Source organism: Haloarcula nitratireducens (assembly GCF_019599505.1).
The window spans coordinates 21,128-40,660 of sequence record NZ_RKLT01000026.1 but is presented as its reverse complement, the minus strand read 5'-3'; the positions used below and the strand labels follow the sequence as shown (position 1 = coordinate 40,660).

The 19,533-nt window shown below is 62.8% G+C and carries 16 protein-coding genes; 9 read left to right on the top strand and 7 right to left on the bottom strand.

Annotated features, from left to right (window positions below; genetic code table 11):
• Together EGH23_RS23045 and EGH23_RS23040 are read left to right on the top strand one after the other, a co-directional pair.
• Positions 1-332 (top strand): toxin-antitoxin system TumE family protein (locus EGH23_RS23045; protein ID WP_425433268.1); only part of this gene is annotated, 332 nt, incomplete at its 5' end.
• Positions 333-1,106: 774 nt separating this feature from the next.
• The gene (locus EGH23_RS23040; RefSeq protein WP_220582336.1) at positions 1,107-2,855 is read left to right on the top strand and encodes a BCCT family transporter; all 1,749 of its coding nucleotides are present in this window, start codon (positions 1,107-1,109) and stop codon (positions 2,853-2,855) included.
• 901 nt (positions 2,856-3,756) lie between these two features.
• Here EGH23_RS23040 and EGH23_RS23035 read toward each other — a convergent pair.
• Positions 3,757-3,924, bottom strand: coding sequence for a hypothetical protein (locus tag EGH23_RS23035; protein ID WP_220582335.1), 168 nt, complete (start codon positions 3,922-3,924; stop codon positions 3,757-3,759).
• Between the two features lie 579 nt (positions 3,925-4,503).
• On the opposite strand from EGH23_RS23035, the gene EGH23_RS23030 reads away from it, so the two are divergent.
• Positions 4,504-5,160 (top strand): helix-turn-helix domain-containing protein, encoded by a 657-nt coding sequence (locus EGH23_RS23030; protein WP_220582334.1) that lies wholly within the window; start codon positions 4,504-4,506, stop codon positions 5,158-5,160.
• 2 nt (positions 5,161-5,162) lie between these two features.
• On the opposite strand, the gene EGH23_RS23025 is transcribed toward EGH23_RS23030, so the two are convergent.
• Positions 5,163-5,417 (bottom strand): hypothetical protein, encoded by a 255-nt coding sequence (locus EGH23_RS23025; protein ID WP_220582333.1) that lies wholly within the window; start codon positions 5,415-5,417, stop codon positions 5,163-5,165.
• A 159-nt stretch (positions 5,418-5,576) separates the two neighbouring features.
• Between EGH23_RS23025 and EGH23_RS23020 the strand changes: the two genes are divergently transcribed.
• From EGH23_RS23020 to EGH23_RS23010, 3 genes are all read left to right on the top strand, one after another.
• Positions 5,577-6,065, top strand: a complete 489-nt coding sequence (locus EGH23_RS23020; protein ID WP_220582332.1) for a dihydrofolate reductase — start codon at positions 5,577-5,579, stop codon at positions 6,063-6,065.
• Positions 6,066-6,175: 110 nt separating this feature from the next.
• Positions 6,176-7,555 (top strand): aminomethyltransferase family protein, encoded by a 1,380-nt coding sequence (locus tag EGH23_RS23015; protein WP_220582331.1) that lies wholly within the window; start codon positions 6,176-6,178, stop codon positions 7,553-7,555.
• A 107-nt stretch (positions 7,556-7,662) separates the two neighbouring features.
• Positions 7,663-8,043 (top strand): cupin domain-containing protein, encoded by a 381-nt coding sequence (locus EGH23_RS23010; RefSeq protein WP_220582330.1) that lies wholly within the window; start codon positions 7,663-7,665, stop codon positions 8,041-8,043.
• A gap of 319 nt (positions 8,044-8,362) precedes the next feature.
• Here EGH23_RS23010 and glyA read toward each other — a convergent pair whose 3' ends face one another.
• The 4 genes from glyA to EGH23_RS22990 all read right to left on the bottom strand — a co-directional run bounded on the left by glyA (position 8,363) and on the right by EGH23_RS22990 (position 12,719).
• Positions 8,363-9,625, bottom strand: coding sequence for a serine hydroxymethyltransferase (gene glyA, locus EGH23_RS23005; protein ID WP_220582329.1), 1,263 nt, complete (start codon positions 9,623-9,625; stop codon positions 8,363-8,365).
• 83 nt (positions 9,626-9,708) lie between these two features.
• Positions 9,709-10,569, bottom strand: coding sequence for a methylenetetrahydrofolate reductase (locus EGH23_RS23000; protein ID WP_220582328.1), 861 nt, complete (start codon positions 10,567-10,569; stop codon positions 9,709-9,711).
• A gap of 59 nt (positions 10,570-10,628) precedes the next feature.
• Positions 10,629-11,651 (bottom strand): DUF8073 domain-containing protein, encoded by a 1,023-nt coding sequence (locus tag EGH23_RS22995; protein WP_220582327.1) that lies wholly within the window; start codon positions 11,649-11,651, stop codon positions 10,629-10,631.
• A 111-nt stretch (positions 11,652-11,762) separates the two neighbouring features.
• A complete protein-coding gene (locus EGH23_RS22990; RefSeq protein WP_220582326.1) occupies positions 11,763-12,719 on the bottom strand; it encodes a succinylglutamate desuccinylase/aspartoacylase family protein in 957 nt (318 codons plus the stop codon).
• 76 nt (positions 12,720-12,795) lie between these two features.
• On the opposite strand from EGH23_RS22990, the gene EGH23_RS22985 reads away from it, so the two are divergent.
• A complete protein-coding gene (locus EGH23_RS22985) occupies positions 12,796-13,530 on the top strand; it encodes a creatininase family protein (protein ID WP_220582325.1) in 735 nt (244 codons plus the stop codon).
• Here the strand turns inward: EGH23_RS22985 and EGH23_RS22980 are convergent, their stop codons facing one another.
• The gene (locus EGH23_RS22980; RefSeq protein WP_220582324.1) at positions 13,531-13,950 is read right to left on the bottom strand and encodes a GlcG/HbpS family heme-binding protein; all 420 of its coding nucleotides are present in this window, start codon (positions 13,948-13,950) and stop codon (positions 13,531-13,533) included.
• Between the two features lie 222 nt (positions 13,951-14,172).
• On the opposite strand from EGH23_RS22980, the gene EGH23_RS22975 reads away from it, so the two are divergent.
• Together EGH23_RS22975 and EGH23_RS22970 are read left to right on the top strand one after the other, a co-directional pair.
• The gene (locus tag EGH23_RS22975) at positions 14,173-16,749 is read left to right on the top strand and encodes a GcvT family protein (RefSeq protein ID WP_220582323.1); all 2,577 of its coding nucleotides are present in this window, start codon (positions 14,173-14,175) and stop codon (positions 16,747-16,749) included.
• Between the two features lie 191 nt (positions 16,750-16,940).
• A complete protein-coding gene (locus tag EGH23_RS22970; RefSeq protein ID WP_220582322.1) occupies positions 16,941-19,493 on the top strand; it encodes a GcvT family protein in 2,553 nt (850 codons plus the stop codon).
• Positions 19,494-19,533 lie beyond the last annotated feature (40 nt).

Genomic DNA, 19,533 nt, shown 5'->3' with positions numbered 1-19,533 from the left:
CGACCGTCACGGACGCCAGCGGCCATCTGGAACTCCACGTCGTCTTTGCCCCGTCGTACTACCCAGCAGCCGTCGACGAGGCGCAGTTGACGGTCCGTTGGTACATGAACGACGACTTCAAACTTCATTATCGAGAGCAGCACTCAGACCACGCCTGGGAGTGCCGGTGGGACCGGCACCCGAATCCGCATAATACACGAGACCACTTCCATCCCCAGCCCACCGTCCCGACACCTGGCGAGGACGCATCGTGGCCGGACGACCACCGTGATGTCGTTGCGCTCGTCCTCGACGAGCTCGAAAACCGGATCACGGCCCTCTGGAGCGAGTAGGGACCGCGGTTTCGCGTGAGGTGTTTGTCCACGCCAGAAAGCGTACAGCGCGTGACAACGTGCGCGGCGTGACTCAACTATGCCTGATTGGCCTTGTTGGAATCCTTCAAAGTTGATATTGAGAGAGCGACTCTTCCAACCGGCTGGGACGGATCCGCTACGAAACCGGCCCCTCAGCAAATCGTAAGACAGCGAGAGGGTTTCAACAAAGCCAATTAGAAAGGCATGCACCCGATCCAAAGTTCGCTGTGGGCCAAGGTGAGAAGTTGCCATCGACTGACAGCGCCATCATCTGCAACTGATTCTAGCGGGTTCGTCGTCGCCGACTTCAGACTAAAGAATAGGATCTCAACAGAGCTGGTTGCTTGTATCGGTCAGTACGATACTCATATACCGGCGCAAATCCCAGTATAACAAATTCTTGTTAGAGGTTACGTGCAAGATACAGAGTATGTATTCAGCGGGGTGATTCCGTATATTCGATATCTTATAATCGACTTTTCGGCCGGTTTGGTGGATTTACCTCGACATGCGAGTCACCGACGATTCGAATAGAGCCAGTTACAACTACCACTCAGGAAAAGACTATTATCAGCATGCCAACTATATTTGGCGTGTCAACTGTTATCAAACTCCTCCTGCTACACCTGGCTAGCGCGGGAAGCTATCTAGGCCCGTCGCCGCCACGGGGTATCGAGAACGGCATCCTCGGTCGACCCGACACAGGTAGCCGGGAGTGTGCTCAGCGGCGATTTGTGACGGAGGAACGGGTCGATGTCCCAGGGTAACGACGAGGACGTCGTCGGAGAGACGTCGGAGGGACTCCAAGTCGAACTCTTCCATCCAAATACCGACCGGGAAACCGGGGACAGGAACGTCCAGGCCTTCGGCGTTGACGTCCATTCGCGGGTGTTCCCTATCTCCTGTCTGGTAATTGCGCTCTTCATCGGGCTCACGCTGGTCTTTCGGTCGCAGGCTGCGGGGATGTTCACAGCGGTTCAGACCGGGATTTCCGCGGTGGCAGGCTGGTTCTACATCCTCTCGGTGAACGTCTTCATCGTCGTCGTCCTGTACTTTGCCCTCGGTAAGTACGGATCGATCCGAATCGGGGGCGTCGAGGCCGAGAAGGAGTTCACTGACTTCTCATGGGTCGCGATGCTGTTTAGCGCCGGCATGGGCATCGGGCTCATGTTCTTCAGCGTGGCGGAACCGATCTTTCATTTCGGAGCCGTGCCGCCCTTCTTCGACGGCGTTCAGGATGGGAGCGCCGTGGCTGCCGGAGCCGCGATGGCGACCACGTTCTTCCACTGGGGCATCCACCCGTGGGCGATTTACGCACTCGTCGGCCTCGGCCTTGCGTTCTTCTCGTTCAACCGCGGCCTGCCGCTCACGTTCCGGTCGATATTCTGGCCCCTGCTGGGCGAGCGCATTTACGGCTGGCCGGGTGACGTCATCGACATTCTTTCGGTCATCGCGACGCTGTTCGGGTTGTCCACATCGCTCGGTATCGGTGTCCAGCAGATCAACGCCGGCCTCACAACACTCTCCGGGCAGTTCCTCTCGACGACCGTCCCGCAATCGATATGGATTCAGGTGGTGCTGATCGGGATAATAACGGCCATTGCAACGCTGTCGGTGGCCGCTGGGCTCGACGGTGGCGTGCGGCGACTCAGCGAGCTCAACGTCTATCTCATGCTGACACTCCTGGGAGCGATGCTCATCGTCGGCCCGACACTGTACGTTCTCGCCAATTTCGTTACGAGTCTTGGTACCTATGTCGGCGTTCTACCGGAGTTGTCGTTCTGGAGCCAGACCGGCGGCGGGACCACCTGGCAGAGCGGTTGGACGATCTTCTACTGGGGATGGTGGATCTCCTGGTCGCCGTTCGTCGGGATGTTCATCGCGCGCATCTCCAAGGGCAGGACCGTCCGGGAGTTCGTGCTCGGCGTCCTCCTGGTGCCGACGCTGTTTTCCTTCTTCTGGATGGCCACGTTCGGCGGGTCGGCGCTGTTCGTCGAACTGGAGACGGGCGGATCGCTCGTTGCCGCGGTGGACGCCGACGTCGCGACCGCCATCTACGAGATGTTCTCGTTCTATCAGCTGGCGGTCCCGTTGTCGCTACTGGCGGTTGTCCTCGTGGTCACCTTCTTCGTCACGTCCTCGGATTCAGGGTCGCTCGTAATCGACCATCTGACATCCGGAGGGAAACACGACGTGCCGGCCGCTCAGCGGATATTCTGGGCGGTCATCGAGGGTGTTATCGCCGCTGTCCTGTTAATCGGTGGGGGACTGGAGGCACTCCAGACTGCATCGATCACCGCCGGGCTTCCCTTTACCATCGTCCTGCTGTTGATGTGTTACACGGTCTACGTAGGACTGGCGAACGAACTCCGAATCATGGAGTCCGATGCGTTCGCCGAGTGGATGGACCGGCTTGGCGACCATGGTTCCGTCGTGGTTGAGGACGACAGTATCGTCGTAACCAGTGCCGACGACGGCGAAGCCTCAGCCGGCGATGACTAACAGTCGTTCCGAGATGCGATCGGTCGAGGGGCCAGTATCTCGCGGCAACCCGCTTATTTTTGCTATCTGAACATTGCACTAATGGCCCATAGAAAACCATCACTGTCGCTCACAAGCGTCGAATCAGCGCTGTGAGTCGGAGGGGCCCCATAACCTCGACACGTGTCACTGTACAAGGCGAAGCGTACAGGGGTGGCACCCAATATTCTCATTATAGAAAAACCTACGCGTCCCCATGGCAGTAGCACTGGTATGGGGTTCTCATCCGTTAAGAATCAGACTGGAGGGTAATCCACGATGTCTCGCTTCGCTGGCTCGTCGAATACTGCGTCCAACACCATTTCCGGGCCCCGCAGCAAGGAATGCTCGCGATAATTATCCTCTCTTTTGCCATAATCAAATCAAATTTCGGTTCAGGACCCACCCCTGATTTTCCGTGAATCCTGTGTCACTGCTAGAAGCTACGGAGTCAGCTTGGAATGGTTCTGTGTTAAATGGCAAGGAAAGATCGCCAGTAGACCCATGGTTTCCACTGAAAATAGGATGTTGAGACCATGTAACGACACTATTCGTTAAACCCTATTTGCCGATATCTCTAGTGTGTAGTAGTCGTCTAGAGTCGAAGTTCAGGTGCCGCTTTCACTGAAGATGAGGCGTCTAGAGCTGGTACTTCGCCCAACTCGAAAAGTTATCGTCGTCTTCTGCTTTCACTGAAAACGAGGTGTGTGTCTGTTCGCGACTTCACTGAAGACGAGGGGTGTTGCCGACCCGACTGCCGTTGCGCAGCTGGTGTAGACTGCCGTCACAGGCTTGCTCACAATCTACTGGAACACTCTCGGAAATGCTATATAACTGAACGCAAGCGCGAGACGTTTAAATGACCAGAGAAAATCGGAATCCGCTACTTGTTGTAGCTTTCCGGGATCAGTACGACGCCGTGAAAGTCAAAAGCGTCCTCAACGAAGTTCTCGATGCAATCGAAAGTCGGTGTAAACGCAACTGCAGGGAGATAGAACTTCTCAGTCGGTGTCTCATCACGTGTCTCGTCTGTGAGTTCTCTTTCGCTCATTGTATCTATACCTTGTAGCCACGTACGCATTAGTCCCAGCGCGTATAATTACCCGTCTTTATGTAGGGAAAACATGAATGATATTTTGTTATACTTGCCGAGTGCGTCGGGACATTCCTTTTTCCGTGTTGGCGACCATCCCGTAGCAACCTCGCTTACCAGCTATTGATATCCAACAGTAAGCAACGTTCAGAACGAACGCCTCAGCGAGGCTAGTGAACTCGGCGAGTACCACAAAACAAGTCTGAAATTACTTATCGAGAGGCACTAATCGCCGATTCAGCCAGAATTCTTCGATAAAGACAAAGATAGCGACTATAGTAAGAAATATAGATCTATCTCCTCTGTACTTATGATCTTTCTGTTGTATTTGATCGCGTTAAAAGTCCCATGTGTGTTGATTTGCGCACAAAACGGGTAGCCGCGTTAGAGGCGGTCGCTTGAGCGTCTCCGCCGAATAGGCACGGCCGCGTCGTCGGGAGGAGAAACACTAATATATACCCGGTATAAGAGTCCAGACAACGAATTGGTTCCATCGACTTTCGAACGTGACTCTCCGAACGAAACGATCCACCCGATATGTCTGTTACAGCGAAGATACACATCGAACACGAACGACTCGCACTCGTCCCCACGTTGCAGAGCCTCGGTGAGGTGGAAATCAGGGTCGTCACACAGGGAACGACTGCTCCCGGCGCGACCAATTTTCCTTTTCTCGTCAAATACGATGACCGGGTAGAGCTCGAAGCGATGCTCGACGACGACCCGACGGTCGAAAGCTACGAACTGGTCGACTGGACCGACGATACCGGTATCTATTACATCGAACACACGCCCGAGACGGTCCTCATCAGCAACGTCGTGACCGAGGTGAACGGATTTCTCGTCCACACCGAAACGAAGGGAGGCGGGTGGCTCGTTCGCCTACTCCTCCCCAATAAAGAGGCGCTCAACACGATCTGGGAGTTCGCTACCGAGCACGATATCACGTTCACGATTATCGAGATATACGGGACAGACGACGCGGGAACCGACACGTCCTACGGTCTGACCGACGAGCAGACCGCCGCGCTGAAAACTGCCTACGAGAAGGGGTATTTCGGTGAACCGCGCGACATCTCGCTCGACGAAGTCGCCAGCGAGCTGGAACTCTCATCGACGGCGATGAGCGGGCGACTCCGCCGCGGGATGCGCAACCTGGTCGCCGCGACTATCGCGGACGGCGACGAGGAGTGACGCTACCGTTCCCGAACCACTGGTCGGAGCGCCGTCTCGTCCTTGTCGTACCCCAGCCAAACGCTCAACGCGGCCGCGACGAAGACGAGATATACGGGAAACAGGTAGACGAGCGCGTACGCAACGAACGCTGGAGTGAGGCTGCCGACCCAGTAGAGGAGTCCGATACCGCCGAGACCGACGAGAGCACCAGCGCCCACACCGAGGCGGAACGCGTGGGCCGCGGCCGGGCCGGGGGAGATTCGTACCGGTTTCATGCGAGAATTTGGACCCAAGAACCGATAAATGCCGCGAAATCCGGACAATTCTAATTATAATTCCCACATTTACGTCTATCTACTGCAGCCATATCTTCGCAATTGTCGACGGGATACGGGCGAAAGATTATGCTTGTCTCGGCCTCACCAACGGACTGGATGGAACTCTCGCTCGTCGCCGCGGTCGCCGCGAACGGCGTCATCGGAGCCGGCGGGTCGGTGCCGTGGCACTACCCCGAAGACCTCGAACACTTCAAGCGGACGACAGTGGGCCACCCCGTTATCGTGGGTCGCCAGACGTTCGAAACTATCGCCCGAGAGTTAGGTGGCCCGCTCCCGGAACGACATAACGTCGTCCTAACCCATCGACCTGAGAGCCTCCCCGACTCAGTTGTCGGCGTCGAGTCACGGTCGGACGCACTCGCCGCGGCTCGGTCCACCGGCGCGGCGACGGCCTACGTCGTCGGCGGTGGGTCGGTGTATCGACAGTTCCTCTCTGACGCCGACGAACTGGTATTGACTGAATTAGACGCCGCTTACGAGGGAGATACGACCTTCCCGTCGGTCGATTGGAGCCAGTGGCGCGCGGTCGACCGGGACAGGCGCGATGCCTTCGAAATAGTCACCTACGCTCGCAGGACGCGGTGAACCACCCCGTCTCGGCCCGGTCGCTGACGGTGGTGTGCGACACCCACACAAAAAGGGTGGGTGTTATCCGGGCTATCTTTTATTAGCGATTGCGGACATGCTCTACAAGCATGAGCGGGAACGAGGAACACCCAAACCACCCGAGTATCGACCAATCCGATCGAACAGTCCCACGGAACCTCCGTCAGACCGGCGACCCCGACATCGAGATGCTCGTCTCGACTCGCGTTCGGAAATCACCCTTCTTCCACAAGTCCTTCAACGAGGAGGGCGCCTGGCGGGCCACCGTCTACAATCGCCTCTACCACCCGCGAGGCCTCATCGAGCCCGAGGACGGCGGCGTGATGAAGGAGTACGACGCGCTGACCAACGATGTGACGCTCTGGGACGTGGCCGTCGAGCGTCAGATCCGTGTCAAGGGCCCCGACGCCGAGGAACTCACGAACTACGTCGTCACCCGCGACGTCACCGGGATGGACGCCATGGACGGGAAGTACGTCATCCTCTGTAACGAGGACGGCGGCGTCCTCAACGATCCCGTTCTCCTCCGGCCCGAAGAAGACGAGTTCTGGTTCTCCATCTCCGACTCGACGCTGATGCAGTGGCTCCAGGGCGTCAACGTCGACACCGACTTCGACGTCGAGATCGACGAGATTGACGTCGCACCGATGCAGATTCAGGGTCCCAAGTCCGAGGACGTGATGATCGACGTCGTCGGCGAGAAGGTCAGCGACATCCCGTACTACGGCCTGATGGACGCCGAGATCGACGGTGTCGACGTGCTGATCAGCCAGACCGGCTTCTCCGGCGAGAAAGGCTTCGAGATCTACGTCAAAGACGCCCAGAAGTACGCCGAGCGCGTCTGGGACCCCGTCATGGCGAGCGTCAAGGACCACGGCGGCCGCCAGATCGCGCCGGGCCACCACCGCCGGATCGCCGCCGGCATCATGTCGTGGGGACAGGACATGGACCACGAGACCTCCCCGTTCCAGGTCAACCTCGGCTATCAGGTGCCCGACGACAAGGAGGCCGACTACATCGGCAAAGAGGAACTCGAAAAGCAAAAGGAGCAGATCGAGAACGGCGACTACCCGTTCGAGCACAAACTCATTGGCCTGAAGATGGCCGGCGAGCCGATCCGCGACTACGCGCCGGACTTCTGGATCATCTCCGATCCGGACACCGGCGAGGAGTGTGGCTACCTCACGTCGCCGTGGTGGAACCCGGACCTGGAAACCAACATCGGCATGGGCTTCGTCCCCGCCGACAAGATACAGGAGGTCACGGACACGCCGCTCAACGACGACATCTACGACGAGACGCTCGACCTGGAGTTCGAAGTCCACCTCCCCGACGAGTACGCCGAAGAGGAGGGTGAACCGGTGTTCGCCACGGTCGCCAAGGTGCCGTTCAAGGAGTCGGTCAACCCGAGCGCCCGCGAACAGGCGAAGCTCAACGCCCGGAAGGAAGCCGAAAGCAGTAGCGACTGATCGGCGCAACTCCCTGATGGCGTCGCGTCCGGCCGCTCGGCGGCCGTAACGATTCCTCTCTGCCATTTTCTCCCCAGACTCAAGTTGCTCGACCGGGACTGTCGCATATGTCCGACGACTTTGCCATCGTCGATCCGGAGACGGTGCCGCCGGAATCGTTCCAGACCTGCGAGACGGCCGTCCGGAAACTGACCGAGCGGCTGGGCTGTACCGAGTTGCGCGTGAACCAGGTGCTGGTCGAACCCGGCGAGGTGACGACGCCGCACACCCACGACGGCCAGGAAGAAGTGTTCTCGGCCGTGACGGACGGCCAGATCGCCGTCGACGGGGACGTCCATGACGTACCGGCCGGTGCCCTCGTCCGCGTCCACCCCGACACGGTCCGGAACCTCTGTAACCACACCGAGGAGCGCCACGTCTGGCTGGCGTTCGGTGCCCCGCCCGTCGGCTCCGTCGAGAACTTCGGGGCGTACGTCGTCGAGGAGTGACTGTCGGGGCCCCGACGTCAGACCGACTACATCACATTCACAGCGGTAGCAGCGCGGAAGTCCACGGCTTCAGCCGTGGGAGGAAGCGCGGAAGCTGAAGTGACTTCGAGACGAATATAGAAACACGTCCCACAGACCCAGAAGTGGCCGGTGGGACGGGCTGTCCGTCAGCCAGCCCCGAAGTCGGGGACGCTGAACGAGTCCCTCCGACTCCCGGTTCGGGAAGCTACCTGAGAAAGCCCCGTCTTAGAAAGGAGGGGGCGTGGGGCGTTCCACTGTGGAGCGCGAAACTCGTGAGTCCACCGACAAGCCCACCGCTTCAGCGGTGGGGAGCTGACTCGTACAGCACGTACTCGTCGGTGAGTTCGTCGACGTGCTCGCTCACCGCCGCGATGATCGTCTCGTCGTGTGGTGCCTCGACGACGTCGTAGATGAGATCGGCGACCTCACGGCAGGCCTCTTCGTCGAAGCCGCGGGTGGTAAGTCCGGGCGTGCCGGCGCGGATGCCCGAGGGGTTGAACGCCGACCGGGTCTCACCCGGCACCGTGTTCGCGTTCAGCACCACACCCGCTTCTTCGAGGGCTTCTTCGACCTCTTTACCGGTCGTGTCGGGATGGGAGGGCCGCAGGTCCACGAGAACGAGGTGGTTGTCCGTGCCGTCCGAGACGAGGTCCAAACCGTGCTCCTGCAGGCGGTCGCCGAGCGCCTTCGCGTTGGCGACGGTCTGTTCGGCGTATTCCTCGAACTCGGGATCGAGCGCCTCGCCGAAGCCGACGGCCTTGCCGGCGACGTTGTGCATCAGCGGGCCGCCCTGCGAACCGGGAAAGACGGCCGCGTCGACGTCGTCGGCGTGCTCCTCGTCGCACATGATGATGCCGCCCCGCCCCGCGCGGATGGTCTTGTGCGTCGAACCGGTGACGAAGTCGGCGACGCCGACGGGCGACTCGTGGACGCCCGCGGCGACGAGGCCAGTGATGTGTGCAATGTCGGCGAGGTGGTAGGCAGAAACGGCGTCGGCGGTCTCCTGGATCCGCTCGAAGTCCACTTCACGGGGATACGCCGAGTAGCCCGAGACGATGACGTCAGGGTCGAATTCCTCGGCGTGGTCGGCCAGCCCCTCGTAGTCGATGTAGCCCGTCTCGGCGTCGACCTCGTACTGTTCGACCTCGTAGACCTGCCCGGCGAAGTTCGCGGGGTGGCCGTGCGAGAGGTGGCCGCCGTGGGTCAGGTCCAGGGAGAGAATCTTGTCGCCCGGGTCTAGAACCGCGAGATAGACGCCCATGTTGGCCTGCGAGCCCGAGTGCGGTTGGACGTTGATATGCTCCGCGCCCCACAGTTCCTCAGCGCGTTCGATCGCCAGTTCCTCGACCGCGTCGGCGTACTCACAGCCGCCGTAGTAGCGCTCGCCGGGGTAGCCCTCGGCGTACTTGTTAGTCAGTTCCGAGCTCTGGGCCTCCATGACGGCCTCAGAGACGTGGTTCTCACTGGCGATCATCGCGAGCGTGTCGTTCTGGCGCGCGCGCTCGCCTTCGAGCGCGTCGGCTATCGCCTGGTCGACCTCGCGGACGGTGTCGTACGTCACATTCGATACAGGGACCGGCAACTGAATAATCTAGCCTCGACAGAACCTGCAGCGAGATTGACTGGTTGTGGTCGATGCTCGACTCAGGCCGAGAGCCGACCGTTCCGCCACGACTCGGTGTCGGGTGTCTGGTTGAACGTGTAGATGTGGAGGCCGCGGATGTTGTAGGACTCGTCGTCCGCGTGCGGCCCGAGGCCGTCGACGAGCGAGTCCGGCTTGTAGGTCCCCCGCGAGCCGATGAGCTGGCGGACGAAACCGAGGATGCCGGTCGTCTTCTTAAGGAACTTGATGGAATCGCCGACGCCGACCTTCTGTGAGATCTGTGTCAGGCGCTTGTAGTTCATCACGCCGGGGATGCCGATCTCGACGGGTAACTCGACGCCGCGGTCACGGACGTCCCGAATCCACTCGAGGACGGCTTCGGGGTCGTAACAGAGCTGCGTGACGATGTACGTCGCGTACGGCTCCTTCTTCTGCATCGCTTCGGCCAGCGTCTCCTCGTCTAAGAACTCGTGGCCCTCCGGGTAGCCGGTGATACCGACCTCCTCGAAGGAGTACTCGGTCTTCTCGAGGGTCGAGAGGAGGTCGTACGCCGACTCGAACTCGCCGGCCGGTTCCTCTCGGTCGCCGCCGGGGACGAAGATGTCCGTGACCCCCGCCTCGGTGAGCCGACGAGCGATCTCTTCGAGGTGCTCGCGGTCCTCGACGTACCGCGCCGCCAAGTGCGGGACCACGTCGAACCCCTTCTCGGCCGCTACTTCGCTCTTCTCGATGGTTCTGTCGACGCCTAACTGGGGTGAGGTGGTGATCGCGACCGTCGCGCCCTCGGGCAGGTGCTGTAGTTCGTCGTCGAAGCTGTCGAACGGCATCAGTTCGAACCGGACGTTCTCGAGGAGCGTCTCGACGCCCGGAGCCTCCGAAGCGGCGAGCGAGTTCAGTGACATCTCTTGGCGAGAGATAGGGGCGGTGCCCCTTTTCTCTGTGGGTGCTGTTGCCAACCCATTTAAGTGGCGCCGGACACCTCACTGGCGGTACACTGCCGGATCCGCCGGACGACGTCGTCCCGAGAAGCTGTCTGGTCTCCGTCGTCGAGTCGGCACAGCACGAGGTCGAGAACGTTGAGCTGACCCAAGAGTTCGCGCGTGCGCTGTTGGTCAAGACCGAGCCGGCGTTCGACCTCGTAGACGGCCGCCGACTCCACAACGGCGTCGACGATGTCCTCGACCTGGACGTCTTCGGGAAGCCCGATACCGTCCGTGACGAGCTGCTCTTCCGGGATGGGGTCGGGCGTGACAGCGGCCTGGTTTGGGTGGTGAGTAGTGGATTCTGACGATGGTCCGTCCGCCTCCGCTTCGACGGATTCGGCGTCGCCGGCGGTGTCGTAGGAGGTCGGGTCGTGGACGCCCGCCTCTATCATGTACCGTCGGACTGTCTCGGCCGCCACGTCCATCGAGATGTGCTCGCTCATCTCGGTGAAGGTGTCACAGGCCTCGTAGAGGGCAGCGAGGTACTCGGTGTCCTCGTAGGCGGGAACGGACTCGTCTCGGACCGCTGCGAGCCGGCTCGGCAGGTCATCTGATTCGGAGGGACTCCTGGGCTCGGCGCGGTCGTCGGCTCCGTCGTCATCCGGGTGTGACGCGTCGGCCGACACAGACTCCTGTGACTCCTCGCACGTGGGCTCGATTGTGAGTTCAGCTGTCACGACGAGGATGCCGTCGACGACTCGCACGGCGTCTTCGTTGGCCGAGACAGTCACGCCGTCCATCGACGGGACGCCGAACAGTTCCGACACTGAGAACTCGGCCGTGAGGCCGCCGTCGGAGAGCGACGCCGACTCCAGACTGATTCCCGAGTTCAGCCCGCTCTCGGATTCCGCGCACAGCGACACCGGGGCGTCTACGCTGACGTGTAGCGTTCCCGCGTCACCGGAATCGGTCCTCGCCTCGACGCCCCGGATCGACCGACCGTGCGATTCGTACTGTTCGACTATTTGCGAGAGGATATCGAACGAGTGTTGGAGTCCCATGATATTGCCATACTATGACACATTATAGAACATAATCGTATGTGGGGAATACACAACCCATTCAAATGGCGAGTTCCCGTGGCCGAGCGACGAGGACGGCGGCCAGCGGGCTCAGACCGGCGTCCCGATACCGGCGAGTCGCTCGCCCGCGACGACGACCGCTTCCCGAGTCAGCGAATACGCGACGCCGCCGTCCTCGGCGGTCACGGTCTGGAGTCGGTCGAACGACGACGGGCAGTAGACGGTCCCCAACTCGTCGCCAGCGCCGACTCGGTCCCCGACTGCCACGTCCGGCCGAGCCTCGAACAGTCCCGATTCGGCGGCGACCGCGGCGGTCGCGTCGTCTCGGAGTAGATGTTGTTCGGGCGGCTCGGCGACCACCGGTTCGAGGACGTCGACCGCTCTGAGGACATTCAGGACGCCCTCGACGCCCGATTCGATCGCCGAACGGGTCACCTGTCGGCTGTTGCGGAGTTCGGCGGTGATGGCCGGGATGTCCTCGCGGGCGGCCGCCGTTCGGAACTTCCCGCTGAACTCGTCGTCGTCGGACGCGTCGTCCTCGTCGCTCAGTAGGTGCTTCGTGCCGAACGCCGTCGCGAGCGTCCGGGCGGCCGGTCGGTCGGCCTGAAACCGGACGTGTTCCAGCATGTCGGCGGTTCCGGTGTGCAAGTCGATGGCCGCGTCCGCGTCGCTCACGAGGTCCCAGAGCCGGTCGGCGAGGCGCTCCTGCAACGTTCCGTCGCTGTCGCCCGGCCAGACGCGGTTCATGTTCGGATTCATCACGTCGTACGCCGAGGGAGTCGCGTACGAGCGGTGGTCGAACGCGAGCGAGTTCACCACCGGCACGATGACGACGGTGCCGGCGACCTCGGTCGCTAACAGTCGGTCGTGTAAGCGACGCAGCGCCGCCGGCCCGTTCAGTTCGATGCCGTGCTGTGCGGCCTGGACGTACACCGTCGGCCCCGCGCCGCCGTCGTACCGGTGGACGGTGACGGTGATGTCGGCACCCGACGGGAGGCGTCCGAGGCGGCGCTGGGTCGCCGCGTGCGAGACCGGTTGGTACTCCATACGGAGTGGCCGTCCGCTGGATGCAAAAAGCACCGGGCGGCGGAGTTTTATCGGTGTCCCCGGCGAGCAAACGCGTATGGACCTGACAACCGCGACGTGGACGGAGATGGACGACGCCGAGACGGACCTCGCGCTGTTGCCCGTCGGTAGCACGGAGCAGCACGGCCCGCACGCGCCGCTCTCGACGGACACGCTCAACGCCGAGACGCTCGCCGAGCGGGCGGCCGAGCGGTACCCTGACCCGGTCGTCGTCGCGCCCCCGGTTCCAGTCGCCATCGCCGAGGAACACAGACGCTTCGCCGGGACCCTGTGGACGTCCGAGTCGACGTTCCGGTCGTACGTCCGGGACATCGTCGGCAGCCTCGCGTCCCACGGCTGGGACCGCGTCGTCCTCGTCAACGGTCACGGCGGTAACGTTCCGGCGCTCCGGGAGGTCGCCGGACGGATAGTTCGCCACGACGACGCGTACGCGGTCCCGTTCACGTGGTTCGAGGAGGTCGGCGACCGCAGTTCGGACATGGGTCACGGCGGACCGCTGGAGACGGCGCTTCTCCGGCACGCCAACCCCGAGACGGTCCGCGAAGAGCGATTGGACGAGGCCGCCGAGGGCGGCAGCGACCGCTGGGGCGACTGGCAGGGCCGGGTCAACCTCGCGTTCGACTCCGACGAGTTCACCGACAACGGCGTCGTCGGCGACCCGCGAGAGGGGAGCGCCGAACTGGGTGAGGAGCTGTTGGAGACGGCCAGTCGGGCGCTCGTCGACCTGCTCGACGCCGTGGCCGAGCGGGACCCCCACCCCACCGCCGAATAACTACTCCGAGAGTTCCTGCCAGCGCTCCACGCCGGCCTCCGCGACCTCTCGGTCCTGCGAGACGGCCCCGCCGGAGACGCCGATCGTGCCGACGATGTCCCCGTCCCGTTCGAGCGGGTAGCCGCCGCCGAAGATGACGATTCGCCCTTCGTCGGTGGTCTGCAATCCGTACAGCGAGTTGCCCGGCTCCGACGGCTCCGCGAGTTCGTGGGTCGGCGTTTCGAGGGCGGCCGCGGTATAGGCCTTGTTCCGGGAGATGCTGACGGAGGCCAACCACGCGCCGTCCATGCGGTGCTGCGCGACGAGGTTCCCCTCGCTGTTGGCGACGGTGACGACCATCGGATTGTCGATGTCCTCGGCTTTCGCCTCGGCCGCTTCGATGAGTTCTGTCGCGGTCTCGAGTGGGATGGACTGAACCATGCGTGTCACCCGACTCGCGTCCGTCGTAAATGTCTTTGTGCCGACGCGCTCGGAGCGACCCGTGAGCCCGCCGCAGCGCCCGGAACACGCCCGTGTCAGTTGTCTCACAGGGGCAACTCTGTTATTCTCAACCTCGAAGTAACAGCTCAGGTACCTTTTGAAAAAGGGAGAGGCACCGGCGACAACTATATTTGCGCGCCAACGGCACGTTCGAAACAGATCATGGATACGACCGACAGCGTGCCGAACCGGGCCGACACGGTCATCGTCGGGGCCGGCATCGTCGGCTGCAATCTGGCGTACCAGTTGACGGAACTCGGGCGCGACGACGTCGTCGTCGTGGACCAGGGCCCGATGCCGACCACGGGCGGGTCGTCGACGCACGCACCGGGCATCATGTTCCAGACGGCTGAAGCGAAGGAACTCAGCCAGTTCGCGAACTACAGCCGGAAGCTCTATTCGGAGCTGGAGGGGGCCGACGGCCAGCAGGCGTACAACGAGGCCGGGGGCATCGAGGTGGCCCGCAGCGAGGAGCGGATGGCGTTCCTCCAGCGCCGCGTCGAGCACGCGAAGGCGTGGGGCATCGAGGACCCGCAGCTACTCTCCCCGTCGGAGGTCACCGACCATCTCCCCCTGGTCGACGAGAGCCAAATCCTCGGTGGCTACTACTCGCCGACGGACGGACAGGTCTCGGGAGTCGTCGCCTGCGACGCCCTGGCCCGAGAGGCGATGGACCGGGGCGCGGAGTTCGTCCCGCACACGCGCACGGAAGACATCGAGATCGAGGGCGACTCGGTCGAGCGCGTCGTCACCGAAGACGGCGCCATCGAGTGCGAGGAGGTGGTGGTGGCGACGAACATCTGGGCCCGGCAACTGGGCGAGAAAATCGGCGTACACCTGCCGGTGACGCCGGTCGAACACCAGTACACGATGACCGAATCCCTCTCGGAGATGGAAGAGAGCGCGGTCGACATCACCGACCACCCGCTGTTCGAGAACTACGAGAACGTCTCCGGCGAGAAGGCAAAGCGACTGCTCGTCGGCCCCGATCGCCCCATCCTCCGGGATCAGGACAACGCGATGTACTACCGGACGCACGGGGATTCCTACGGCATCGGCTCATACAATCACGAATCCATCGTTCCGGACCCGGAGGAACTCGGCGGCAACGATCCCGACGGCGAGCAGGGGTCGGTCCACGAGTTCACCGACGTCCACATGGACACCGCGACCCACCCGGACCGCCCGCACAAGGCCCCCCGACAGGCCAGCGACGAACTGCTGCCGGCGACCGAGGGCGCGGAACTGGAACACAAGTACAACGGGATGTTCTCGGAGTCGCCCAACGGCCTCCCGATCATGGGACCGGTCCAGTCGTGCGAGGGACTGTGGACCGCGGCGGCTATCTGGGTCACCCACGCCGGCGGTGCGATGAAGGCCATGGCTGAGTGGATGGAGAACGGCGTCCCGCAGCTCGACGACGGTCCTATCGACCTCTCGCAGTGTAACGTCAACCGCTTCGACGAGCACGAGGGGAGCTGGGACTTCGCCCGCGACATCGGCGCGGAGGAGTACCGCATCGTCTACAACATCATGCACCCCAAGTGGGTGTGGACGGACAATCAGCGGGATATCCGCCGGACGCCGATGTACCACACCCACCAGGAGTACGGCGCGGAACTGTGGGCCGAAGCCGGGTGGGAGGAACCGCAGTGGTTCGAGTCCAATGCCGACCTCGTAGAGGAGTACGGCGACCGGATCCCCGACCGCGACGGCTGGGAGGGCGTCTACTGGTCACCCATCGAGGGAGCCGAGGCCCTGCACGTCCGCGAGAAGGTCGGGCTCCATGACATGACCTCGTTCAACAAGATAGAGGTCATCGGTCAGGACGCGGGCGAGTTCCTCCAGTACCTCTGTACGAACGACATCGACCTCGACGTGGGCGGCATCCGCTACACGCTGCTGTGCAACGAGGGCGGCGGCGTCCGCGCGGACGTCACCGTCACGCGGACCGACGAGGACCGCTACCTCCTGCTGACGACCGGCCGCGAGGTCGGGAACAACCACGTCGCGTGGGTGCGCGAGCAGTCACCCGAGAGCGTCGTGGTCAACGACGTGACCTCCAGTATGGCGGCGATGGTCTGTACCGGCCCCGACTCCCGAAAGGTGCTCTCGAAGGTGCTGGACACGGACCTCTCGGACGAGGCCTTCCCGTTCTACACGAGTCAGGAGTGCTTCGCTGAGAACGTCCCCGTCCGGGCGATGCGGCTCTCCTACGCCGGCGAACTCGGCTGGGAGCTGTACACGCCCTCCGAGTACGGCGAGCGGCTCTGGGAGATCGTCCTCGAGGCAGGCGAGGAGTACGATATCCGGCCCTACGGCAACGGTGCACTGGATGCTCTGCGCATCGAGAAGGGATTCCGGCTGTGGGGCGAAGACCTCCACACGGAGCACAACCCCTACGAGAGCGGCCTCGGCTGGGCCGTCGACCTCGACACGGAGTTCATCGGCAAGGAGGCCGTCGCGGCCGCCGCGGAGGGCGACAACGTCGCTCACGAGGTCGCCTGTCTCACGTTGGACGACGAGGACGCCGCCATCCTTGACGACCGGCCGGTCTTCGCTCCGGGCTCGGACGAGGCGCTGGGCTACGTCCACAGCGCCGAGTACGGCTACGCCACCGGAGCCTGCGTCGCCTACACCTATCTCCCGCCGGAGTACGCCGACCCCGGGACCGACCTGGAAGTCCTCTTCGAGGGCGACCGGTACGCCGCGACCGTCCGCGAGGAACCGCTCGTCTGAGCCGAGCGGGCGTTCGTATCTCTCCCCTGTCACTCTGAGGTTCGCTGTGATGGCGGCGACGTCGCTTCGAGGAATGACCCATTTTCCCAATTTATTGCCGCTGTCGGCCGTGTACGGTCGATCTTTCGTTACGCTCGCTCACCTCACCGGTGTATTTAAGATTGTGACAGAAGCAGTTCGGAGTGAGAGATATGAGTGCGAACGAGCCACCAGCACGGACCGACACCGTCGTCATCGGCGCGGGGGCCGTCGGCTGTAGCGTCGCCTACCATCTAACCGAACTCGGAGCCGAGGACGTGACCGTCATCGACCAGGGCCCCCTCCCGGTGACCGGCGGGTCGTCGGTCCACGCGCCGGGAATCATGTTCCAGACGTCGCCGTCGAAGATACAGACGAAGGCGGCCCACTACACGAGTCGACTCCTGTCGGACGCCGGCGTCTACGACGAAGTGGGCGGGATCGAACTCGCGCGCAGCGAGGAGCGGATGGATTTCCTCCGACGGCGTAAGGAGTGGGCCACCTCCTACGGCCTCCCCGAGCCGCAGTTACTCACGCCGGAAGAGGTGACCGACCACCTCCCGATGGTCGACGAAGACGAGATACTCGGCGGCTACTACTCGCCGACCGACGGCCGCGTCGACGGCATCGGTGCCCTCCAGTGGTATATGGACAACTCCACCGCGGACTTCTACGGCGACACCGAAGTGACCGACCTCGACGTCGAGGGCGGGGAGATACAGGCCGTCGTCACGGACCGGGGGCGCATCGAGTGCGACCGCTGCGTGCTGGCGACGAACAACTGGGGATACAAGACCGGACAGCTGGCGGGACTGGATCTCCCGATCGCGCCCGTCGAACACCAGTACGTCGTCACCGAGCCGATGGACGAACTCGCCGACGAGGAGAGCGCCGTCGGTGACAACACGACGGGTCTGGACGTGCCCGGCGACCGCGACATCGCGGAGTACATGAGCGAGGGTCCGACCATCCCCGTCGGCCGCGACCAGGACCACTCGCTGTACTTCCGGAACCACGGCGACGCGATGGGCATGGGGTCGTACAACCACGAGACGCTCTCGGTCGACCCCGACGCGATGGGCACGAACAGCGAGGAGCGGCAGGCGTCGGTACGGGGCTTCACCGAGGAACACTGGGAAACGCCGACGCACCGCAACCGCGACAAGTCGGCGAAACAGGCCTTCGACGAACTGTTGCCGGCCACCGAGGATCAGGAGTACGCCGTCACAGAGAACGGTATCTTCGTGTTCACGCCCGACGGGATGCCCGCCGTCGGCCCAACCGCGGCGGTCGACGGCCTCTGGACCGGGCTCGCGATCTGGTGGACCCACTCCGGCGGCTACGGCCGCATCCTCGCGGAGTGGATGGAGAACGGCGTCCCGCGACTCCCCTCTGGACCGGTCGACACCGGCGGTATCCACGTCCGGCGGTTCGAGCCACACGCCGGCGAGAAGGAGTTCTTCGTCGACCGCGGGGCCAAGCGCTACGAGCAGGTGTACAGCATCGTCGAACCGCGCTGGCAACCCGACGACCACCGCAAACTCCGGACCAGTCCGTTCTATCACCAGCAGAAGGAACTCGGCGCGGAGTTCTACCAGAGCGGCGGCTGGGAGTCGCCGCAGTACTACGAGTCCAACGCCGACCTTGTGGAGCGGTACGAGGACCAGATACCCGAACAGGACGGCTGGCAGGACATCAACCGCTCGCCGATCGAGGCCGCCGAACACCTGCACACCCGCGAGAACGTGTCGATGTTCGACATGACCACGTTCAGCTCTATCATGATCGAGGGGAGCGACGCCGAGTCGTTCCTCCAGCGGGTCTGTAGCAACGACGTGGAGATCGACGTCGGGCAGGTGCGGTACTCGCTCCTGCTGAACGAGGGCGGCGGCATCCTCGCGGACGTCACCGTCGTCCGATTGGACGACGACGAGTACATGGTCACTACCGGCGGCGGCAACTCCCCGCAGATTCACGGCAACTGGTTGAAGGAACACGCCCCCGAGACCGTCTCGGTCACCGTCGAGGAGGGCGGCAAGACGACCATCGGGCTCTGGGGGCCGAAATCGCGGCTCCTGCTCCAGCGCTGTACCGACGCCGACGTTACCAACAGCGGCTTCCCGTATTTCCGGGCCAAGCAGATCTACGTCGGCGAAGTGCCGGTCATCGCCCTGCGGGTGTCCTACGTCGGCGAACTCGGCTGGGAGCTGTGGGCGCCCACGGAGTACGGCCAGAAGCTCTGGGAGACCCTTTGGGAGGAAGGCCAGGACCTCGACGTGCGGCCGATGGGCGGCGGCGCGCTGAGTTCGATGCGCCTGGAGAAGGGGTATCGCCTCTGGGGGACCGACATCGACACGGATTCGAACCCGCTCGAAGCCGGCCTGCCGTTCGCTCTGGACATGGATACCGACTTCATCGGGAAGGAGGCGCTCGAAGCCGCCAAGGCGGACGGCATCGACAACCGCATCACGCCCCTGACGCTGGACGACTCGACGGACATCCTGCTGAGCGGTCGCCCCGTCCTCAAGGACGGCGACGCCATCGGCTACGTGCAGGCCGCCAACTTCGGCTATACCATCGGCGAGTCTATCGCCTACACGTACGTCCCGGACGAGTACGCAGAAGCCGGGACGTCGGTCCAGGTCCAGTGTGAGGGCGAGACGTACGACGCGACGATTCGGGACGAGCCGCTGTTCGACCCGGGCCGAGACAAGATCATCCGCTGACCGTCGTCATCGAACCACGATCACCATCCCCCACCAACCA